General features: G+C 54.0%; 8 protein-coding genes and 1 pseudogene. 4 read left to right on the forward strand and 5 right to left on the reverse strand.

Annotated elements, in window-relative coordinates:
* The 4 genes and pseudogenes from ABYP39_RS16140 to modA all read right to left on the reverse strand — a co-directional run.
* Positions 1 to 767, reverse strand: a pseudogene (locus tag ABYP39_RS16140) (hypothetical protein); the annotation flags it as partial.
* 59 nt (positions 768 to 826) lie between these two features.
* Entirely contained in the window at positions 827 to 1,897 is a 1,071-nt protein-coding gene (gene modC / locus ABYP39_RS16145) for a molybdenum ABC transporter ATP-binding protein (RefSeq protein WP_372783563.1), read from the reverse strand.
* A complete protein-coding gene (modB, locus tag ABYP39_RS16150) occupies positions 1,894 to 2,592 on the reverse strand; it encodes a molybdate ABC transporter permease subunit (RefSeq protein ID WP_372750154.1) in 699 nt (232 codons plus the stop codon). Before modB ends, modC begins: the two co-directional genes overlap by 4 nt.
* Positions 2,592 to 3,266, reverse strand: a complete 675-nt coding sequence (gene modA, locus ABYP39_RS16155; RefSeq protein ID WP_372783565.1) for a molybdate ABC transporter substrate-binding protein — start codon at positions 3,264 to 3,266, stop codon at positions 2,592 to 2,594. Before modA ends, modB begins: the two co-directional genes overlap by 1 nt.
* Positions 3,267 to 3,379: 113 nt before the next feature.
* Here modA and ABYP39_RS16160 point away from each other — a divergent pair, with 113 nt between their 5' ends.
* Both ABYP39_RS16160 and ABYP39_RS16165 read left to right on the forward strand, forming a co-directional pair.
* A complete protein-coding gene (locus ABYP39_RS16160) occupies positions 3,380 to 4,570 on the forward strand; it encodes a porin (protein WP_372783567.1) in 1,191 nt (396 codons plus the stop codon).
* Positions 4,570 to 5,760 carry a TMEM143 family protein gene (locus tag ABYP39_RS16165; RefSeq protein WP_372783569.1) on the forward strand — a complete coding sequence of 397 codons (1,191 nt, stop codon included), beginning with the start codon at positions 4,570 to 4,572 and terminating at the stop codon, positions 5,758 to 5,760. Before ABYP39_RS16160 ends, ABYP39_RS16165 begins: the two co-directional genes overlap by 1 nt.
* On the opposite strand, the gene ABYP39_RS16170 is transcribed toward ABYP39_RS16165, so the two are convergent.
* A complete protein-coding gene (locus ABYP39_RS16170; RefSeq protein WP_372760012.1) occupies positions 5,757 to 5,924 on the reverse strand; it encodes a Flp family type IVb pilin in 168 nt (55 codons plus the stop codon). The genes ABYP39_RS16165 and ABYP39_RS16170 overlap by 4 nt on opposite strands.
* Before the next feature lie 150 nt (positions 5,925 to 6,074).
* On the opposite strand from ABYP39_RS16170, the gene ABYP39_RS16175 reads away from it, so the two are divergent.
* Both ABYP39_RS16175 and ABYP39_RS16180 read left to right on the forward strand, forming a co-directional pair.
* Positions 6,075 to 6,305 (forward strand): hypothetical protein, encoded by a 231-nt coding sequence (locus tag ABYP39_RS16175; protein ID WP_372760010.1) that lies wholly within the window; start codon positions 6,075 to 6,077, stop codon positions 6,303 to 6,305.
* Entirely contained in the window at positions 6,305 to 6,742 is a 438-nt protein-coding gene (locus ABYP39_RS16180) for a hypothetical protein (RefSeq protein ID WP_372783571.1), read from the forward strand. The genes ABYP39_RS16175 and ABYP39_RS16180 overlap by 1 nt, the downstream gene beginning before the upstream one ends.
* Positions 6,743 to 6,942 lie beyond the last annotated feature (200 nt).

Genomic DNA, 6,942 nt, shown 5'->3' on the forward strand with positions numbered 1-6,942 from the left:
CTCGTCCTCGCCGGTGCCGTGTTCTGTGGCGCTGTGCTCTGCGGCGCAGGGGTGATGCTTTGGGGTTGCCCTCGAAGGGGGGTATTTGGTGTTGATGTCGCTGCTGGTGTTGTCTGAGAAGAAACCGCGGGTTTTGACGACGGCGCGTAGGTCTGGGGTAGTGGAGCACCAGGGCGGGCTGGGGATGCTTTGAGTAATTGATTCAGCAGGTTCAACAGCAGCGATTTTGTATCTTGTGCGGGAGCTGCGCTGCCGCGCGCCAACGAAGCCTCGAGAAAAACGCCACTGTTGCGCAGCGCCTGAGCTAACTTATCAGGTTGCACAACATCATTGCGGGTGGGTGTTGCCGCCAGCAGCCTTGCCGCCCACTGCTGTACCGAGGGGGGCAAACCAGCGGCCGGTCGCGCTGCTTGTGGCAAGTTCTGATACAGCTGTGTCAGTGACTGCGCAACCGCGGTTTTTGCCAGTAAAGCCTGGGCTATACGGCTTTCCGTGGGCGACAGTACCTGTGTAGTCAGACGCCCTTGAGTATCTACGTTCAATACCTTCAACACTTGGCGGCTACCGACCGGCAGCGGCCGTTCACTGGTGGCCTGCAAGGTATCCTTGCCAACCTGAAGGCTGTAATTGTTGCGATTGTGCTGCCGAGCTACCAGCACGTCAAGAATTGCCCCCACTTTCACCACAGGAATGGTGCGCCGCACGTCAACGGCTGCCGGAGGGTTCTGATGTGCTGTCGGCACGTACAGCGATTTGTCGATATTCATGCAAAAGCTATATCACAAGGGCTCTCACAAGATATCGGCCGATGCAGCTAAAGCTTGAGTTAGCGAATCATGGCGGCAGACTTAATCTGGGCCCATACGGGCATGCCGGGCTGTAACCCCAGCTGGGCTACCGAACGTCGCGTCACGCGGGCCAGCAGGGAAGAGGAGCCAACAGTAAGCCGGATAAGGGCCATTGCCTCGTCCTCATCGTCAATAATGTCGGTGACAGTCGTTGCCAAGCGATTGAGAATACTGGTGTTGTCGTCAACCGAGAGAGCCAGGCTGATGTCCCTCGCCAGTACCCGCACCCGAACCGATCGACCAATCGCGTCGCCACCGTCGCGGAGCCATAGTTCACCGCCGTCAAAGACTACTCGTTTGAGGCGCCAGCGGGTATCGCGCTCAACCACTGTTCCCAGCAGAATAACACCAGTTTCATCGCCGATATGAAGCGGCAGGTCGGTGCGCGCAAATACACGTTTAACCTCACCCTGTGCGCTAACACTTCCCTGATGTAGCACCACTACGTGATCTGCCAAACGAGCAACCTCATCTATTGCGTGACTCACGTAGAAAATCGGGATATCGAATTGGGTGTGAATATTCTCCAGGTAAGGCAGGATTTCCTGCTTTCGGGCCTGATCAAGCGAAGCCAGCGGTTCGTCCATCAATAGTAACTGGGGAGATCGCAACAGTGCCCGGGCAATGGCTACGCGCTGGCGTTCACCCCCGGAGAGCTTGTCCGGGAAGCGCGCCAACAGCCCACCAATACCGAGTATGTCTATGACACGGGTGAACAAAGCCGGGTCAGCGGCTTTACTGCTGCGTTTGATTGCATAGTCGAGATTACGCTGGGCACTGAGATGGGGGAAGAGACTGGCCTCCTGAAACACGTACCCAATATCACGACGATGTGCGGGCTGCGCCTGCCAATTCTGCCCGTTCACATTCAACTGTGCGAGGTCAGGCTCTTCCAGCCCGGCAATGCAGCGCAGCAGGGTGGTTTTACCACTCCCGGAATGGCCGAAGAATGCGGTGACGCCCTTACTCGGCACAGACAGATCGACATCCAGCGTAAACCCTTCGTCGCGCGCGCTAAAACGCTTGCAATAGCGAAGCTGAATACTCATATGCCCACCTTGTATCCGGAGCCCGGATGCCGCCGCTGGAAGGCATATAGCGCCAGTAAGGTAAAAAAGGCAAAGCCAATCATGACCGCAGCCAGTGCATGGGCTTGTGGGTATTGTAGCGCTTCAACATGATCGTAAATTTGCACTGACACCAGCCTGGTTTCACCGGGAATACTACCGCCAATCATTAAGACCACCCCGAACTCGCCGACCGTGTGAGCAAAGCCCAAAATTGCCGCCGTAATAAAACCCGGGCGCGATAGGGGCAATACCACACTGAAAAAGCGATCCCTGGGGCCGGCACCCAAGGTGGCTGCCACTTCAATGGGGCGACGACCGATGGCTTCCATGGTGTTTTGTAACGGCTGCACCACAAAAGGCATGGAATAGATCACCGAGGCGACAACAAGGCCTGTAAAGGAAAAGGGCAGGGTGCCCAAACCAAGCGACTGAGTGAAAGCGCCGATAGGGCCCTGTGGGCCCATCGCGAGTAATAAGTAGAAACCAAGTACTGTCGGGGGCAATACGAGGGGCATCGCAATAATAGTAGCGACCGGTCCTTTCAGCCAGGACCGCGTGCACGCCAGCCACCAGGCAATTGGCGTTCCGATAATCAACAATATCAGGGTAACCGTGGTGGCTAGCTGTAAAGTCAGCCAGAGGGTTTGCAGGTCTGTATCAGTCAGAAACGGCATCAGTTATCTGGCACCTCGTAGCCCCAGAATTGGATGATCTCACGCGCCGGTGGCGTTTGAATATAGGCGAGGAAACCCCGTGCCGCAGGATTATTCTGAGCCGTTTTCAGTAGCACCACATCCTGCCGAATCGGAGTGTACCAATCCTTGGGTGGCAGCCAGTAAAAGCCATTTCCTGACTTTACTTGGGAATAGCTGACAAAACCAAAAGCGACGTTGCCGCTGTAGGCAAACTGGTAACTCTGCGCCACATTTTCACCGAGCACCCACTGCGCGCGCGTGTGATCAAGGCCCAGATGCTGCAACACCTGTTTTGCAGCCATCCCGTAAGGCGCAAATTTAGGGTTCGCCAGCGCCACTTTCTGCGTCGGGTTTTGGGCCAAGCTCTGTAATGTGGTTGCCGTGGGCGCCGCAAAACGTGACCATAGCGCCAGTGTGCCGTGAGCGTATGTAGATCGCGTACCACTTGCCGTTAACTGCATCTGCTCCAATGCCAGAGGCTTGTCCTGATCAGCGGAAAAAAACAGATGGTAGGGGGCACCCTGGCGGATCTGGGCAAAAAACTTGCCGGAAGAGGCCGACGATATTAGCAACTGATGGCCGGATTGGGCTTCATACGCCGCAGCCAGAGCATTCATTGGCGCGGCAAAATTTGACGCGACGGCCACGCGCACGGTGTCTGCGGCTGCGTGGGAACCCCAACACAACAGGGCCGCTAAAATATACTGGTATTTAGGCATTCCCAAAGGCGCGGCTACACGCTTATCATGTGAAAAAACAAACACCTATGATGCAGCATCTGCCACCCTACAACAAGGCAGCCCTTAACCAGATTGTGCTGCGCGTTAAAAGGATCAACCCTATGTCCAGACATGGCCTTACGGCCCTCGGCTTCAGCTTGGCCCTTGGCATGACCTCTTCCGGCAGCCATGCCATCGAAGTGGTTGGCAAGCAACTGGAGTTTTACGGTGTTATGCATGTGTCGCTGGATTATCTGGATTCAGATGTCAGCCGAGCCGTAGCCAAACAAAACGGGAACGACGCACTGACTGATGGAGAGTTGAGTGTGTCCAGCAATATTTCACGAGTTGGCATCCGTGGCGAACAGATGCTGTCACCAGAGTTGACGGTTTTGTATCAATTGGAACAAACCATTAACCTGGATGGCAGCAATGGCGATTCACTGACATCCCGCAACAGTTTTCTCGGTATTCGTGGCCGCTATGGTGAGCTGTTAGCCGGTCGCTATGACACTCTCTTTAAATTGGTCGGCACCCAGTACAGCCTGCTCAACGACACAATAGCCGATCGGGGTGCGATTATTGGCGCCGCCAGTGGCGTCGGGAATCTACTTGATCGGCGCGCTGAAAACATGCTGATGTGGCGTGACGAACGCGACACGAACTCAGGTCGCTGGTTATGGGCGCTGCAATATTCTGCGGATTCACAGCGTTCAGCAGGCAGCGCTGACAATAACGATCGTAAATTACTCGGTGGCAGTCTGACATGGCAGGGCGATTCACAATCTGCGACGCTTGCCCACGATCACTACACCGAACTGGCTGGCGGTACGATAGACGCGACCCGACTGGGGCTGCAGCATCGCGAGGGCCGTCTAACGGCTAACCTGATCCTGGAACGTGTGCGACACGATCTGGATGTCGGTGGCCATGGTCTTCTGGATCGCAATGCGGTCGCGGTCAACGTGGGTTGGAAACAGGGTGGTTTTAACTGGATCGTGCAAGTGATGGAAGCCGCAGATTTTGCGGGTGTTTCAGATTCGGGCGCGTTGAAACTGTCGTTCGGCTTAGAAAAAATGCTTGCACCATCACTGAAAAGCTACGTGGTCTATACCCAAACCGACAATGATCGAAATGCAGCCTATCAGGGTGTGGACGGAACCCACGGTGATGAATTGGCTACGACGCCTGGCAATGACCCCAGCGCGCTGTCTGCTGGTTTGCGCTTTGCTTTCTGATGATTACCTCGCCCGCCATGACAGCAGCTATCGAATTACCACTACTGAGGTTCATTCCTTTTCGGCGGCGGGATATTGTCGCAATGTGCCTGGACGAGGGCGCTTTGACGCCCGCGCAACTCGACGAATTTAAACGCACCGCAGCAACCATTGAAGCGCATTTTCAGCAGGAATTTCATCAGATCAAGCAGGCCTTGAAAGATGCCTACACGACGGTAGATCCCGACGTGGATACCCGCCGTAGTGGCGTAGAAGCTGTTGACGACGATCAACTGGCGGCGTTGCTGGAACAGGTGCTGATACGCGGCAACTATGAGCGCGTCACCGAAACTGAACTTAACCGTGCGTTTGAATCTGCTTCTCTGTTCAACATCCGTCTGTACGTCAATTTGGAAGACTTTGACGAAGTGTTGTTGTACACACGCGGTGTCAGTGAACGCTCCGAACGCATTAATGGCCCACTGGGATTTTTCTCACGTACCGTCAATTTCCGAAATTTTGATCGTGTTGTGCTCTTTATCCGATTTAAGGAAACCATAGACGAGCAGAGCACGCTTGGTGGCTGCAGGCCAGGCGCGACGATGCTCAAGTTGTTCAAGGATGTGCCAGAAGCCGATTTGGAAATGCTGTTTCCAAACACCCGCATTGGCATGCGGATTCGGGACAAATTGCTAATCGGCATTCCAGCGCTAGTGAGCGGCGGGGTGGTGTTGTCGACAAAACTGGGCGCAACACTGCTTTTGCTCGGATCGCTACTGGGTTTCTGGTTGGGCTGGAAACAGGAGCCAGTAACCCTGGATCGTAATTCAATCCTTGCACTTTTGGCTGGCTTAGGCGCCTTGGGCGGCTATTTGTGGAAGCAATTTTCCAGTTTTCGCAACCGCAAACTACGATTTACCCAGACACTGACCCGAAACCTCTATTTCAAGCTTCTCGACAATAATGCCGGGGTCATCTACCGAATACTGGACGATGCGGAAGAATCCGAGTGCAAAGAAAGCTTGCTGGCGTACTACTTTCTACTGGCTGAAGGGCAGGCAATGAGCGCTCAACAACTAGACGAGAAAATTGAACACTGGTTCGCGGATAAATGGCAATGTCGTCTCGATTTTGAGATCGATGATGCTCTGGGCAAGCTGGAGAAACTTGGGCTGGCGCACAAAACCCGTGATGAGCGGTGGCAGATTTAAGGAGAACATCCCCCAAAACCCTGACAAATCGTCGTGAACGTAGAATCCAGGCTGACCCCAACACCGGTGAGCGCAACCAGCATCGCCACAGAGATCAACCCCAGTAGCAAGCCGTACTCGATGCCGCTGGCTCCCCGCTCTTTAAGCCTGGGTTTAACAGTCATGAGATCACTGACTCAATGAACCAAAAGCATCAGTGTGGCTTTCAACGCCACAGGCGTAAATAGGTACTTGTCGCGGTCTCAAAGTGTGGTGTGGAGTGCTGGTTCGACATATCAGTAGTATGATCGTAATTGAGCCCGATGGAGTGCCGTATGTTAAGCAACGCAAAGCAGAAGCTTCTCGACAAATCCAAGAACCTAATTCGTCAGCGGGCTATACGCAGCGTACGCGCCAATTTGTCAGAACAGGGCATTGAATTTGAGTCCCTGCACAAAGATGACCTTGAAGCCCTGATAGCCGAGGCTGAAAAAGACGAACGCCACAAATTACTGACCAGAAGCTTGGTCGGCATCATTGCTGCTTTAACCATCGGGCACGTCTAATGCTGCAATTTTTGGTTAGAAGCGCACTTTTCCTCACTGTCTGGCGATGGTTGAAGCCTCGCTTACGCGGCATGCTGATCGCGCTGATCGCAATTGGCCTGGCAGCACTGGTATCGTCGGAGTTGCGAGCGTTTGGCGCAGAAACAGATCGACCACATCTTATCGATGCTGCGTTTTACGGCAAGTGGCTGGTCTGGCTGGCAGCTGCATTAGGGTATTACTTTTTCGTCGAGCGCCGTGTTACCGGCAAGCAGGATACGCCGAAGACTACATCAGGCGCTATGAGAGACAGTGCTAGCCAGAGTGACCGGCTGGACGAATTTGCCGATGGAAGAACACCCGTACGTTCTAAAGCCGAACAAATCATAGAGCGCGCCAAGAAAGAGAACGCCGTAGCGACGACGCGAGCGGAGACCAAACAGAAGAGGACTTCCTAGGACTTAGCGCTTAACCAAAACAGCATGATACTTTATTTAACATAATATACATTATGCGAATCAACAACAATTGGTTTTGCCCAGACTGGGGAAGCCACCATCAGCGACTGGAGTCGCTCAGTGAAGATTCCCTCTTTTTGGACACACTGCCAGTACGCCTGATTTCAATTGCCTAACCAATCACTCTACGCTCAGCTGGC

This window comes from Litorivivens sp. (assembly GCF_041625495.1).
Lineage (GTDB): Bacteria > Pseudomonadota > Gammaproteobacteria > Pseudomonadales > Spongiibacteraceae > Litorivivens.

Coding starts and splice junctions, on each gene's coding strand:
- ABYP39_RS16165 (WP_372783569.1), top strand. CDS start 4,570: ATGATTACCTCGCCCGCCATGACAGCAGCTATCGAATTACCACTACTG.
- ABYP39_RS16175 (WP_372760010.1), top strand. CDS start 6,075: ATGTTAAGCAACGCAAAGCAGAAGCTTCTCGACAAATCCAAGAACCTA.
- ABYP39_RS16180 (WP_372783571.1), top strand. CDS start 6,305: ATGCTGCAATTTTTGGTTAGAAGCGCACTTTTCCTCACTGTCTGGCGA.
- modC (WP_372783563.1), bottom strand. CDS start 1,897: ATGAGTATTCAGCTTCGCTATTGCAAGCGTTTTAGCGCGCGCGACGAA.
- ABYP39_RS16170 (WP_372760012.1), bottom strand. CDS start 5,924: ATGACTGTTAAACCCAGGCTTAAAGAGCGGGGAGCCAGCGGCATCGAG.
- ABYP39_RS16160 (WP_372783567.1), top strand. CDS start 3,380: ATGATGCAGCATCTGCCACCCTACAACAAGGCAGCCCTTAACCAGATT.
- modB (WP_372750154.1), bottom strand. CDS start 2,592: ATGCCGTTTCTGACTGATACAGACCTGCAAACCCTCTGGCTGACTTTA.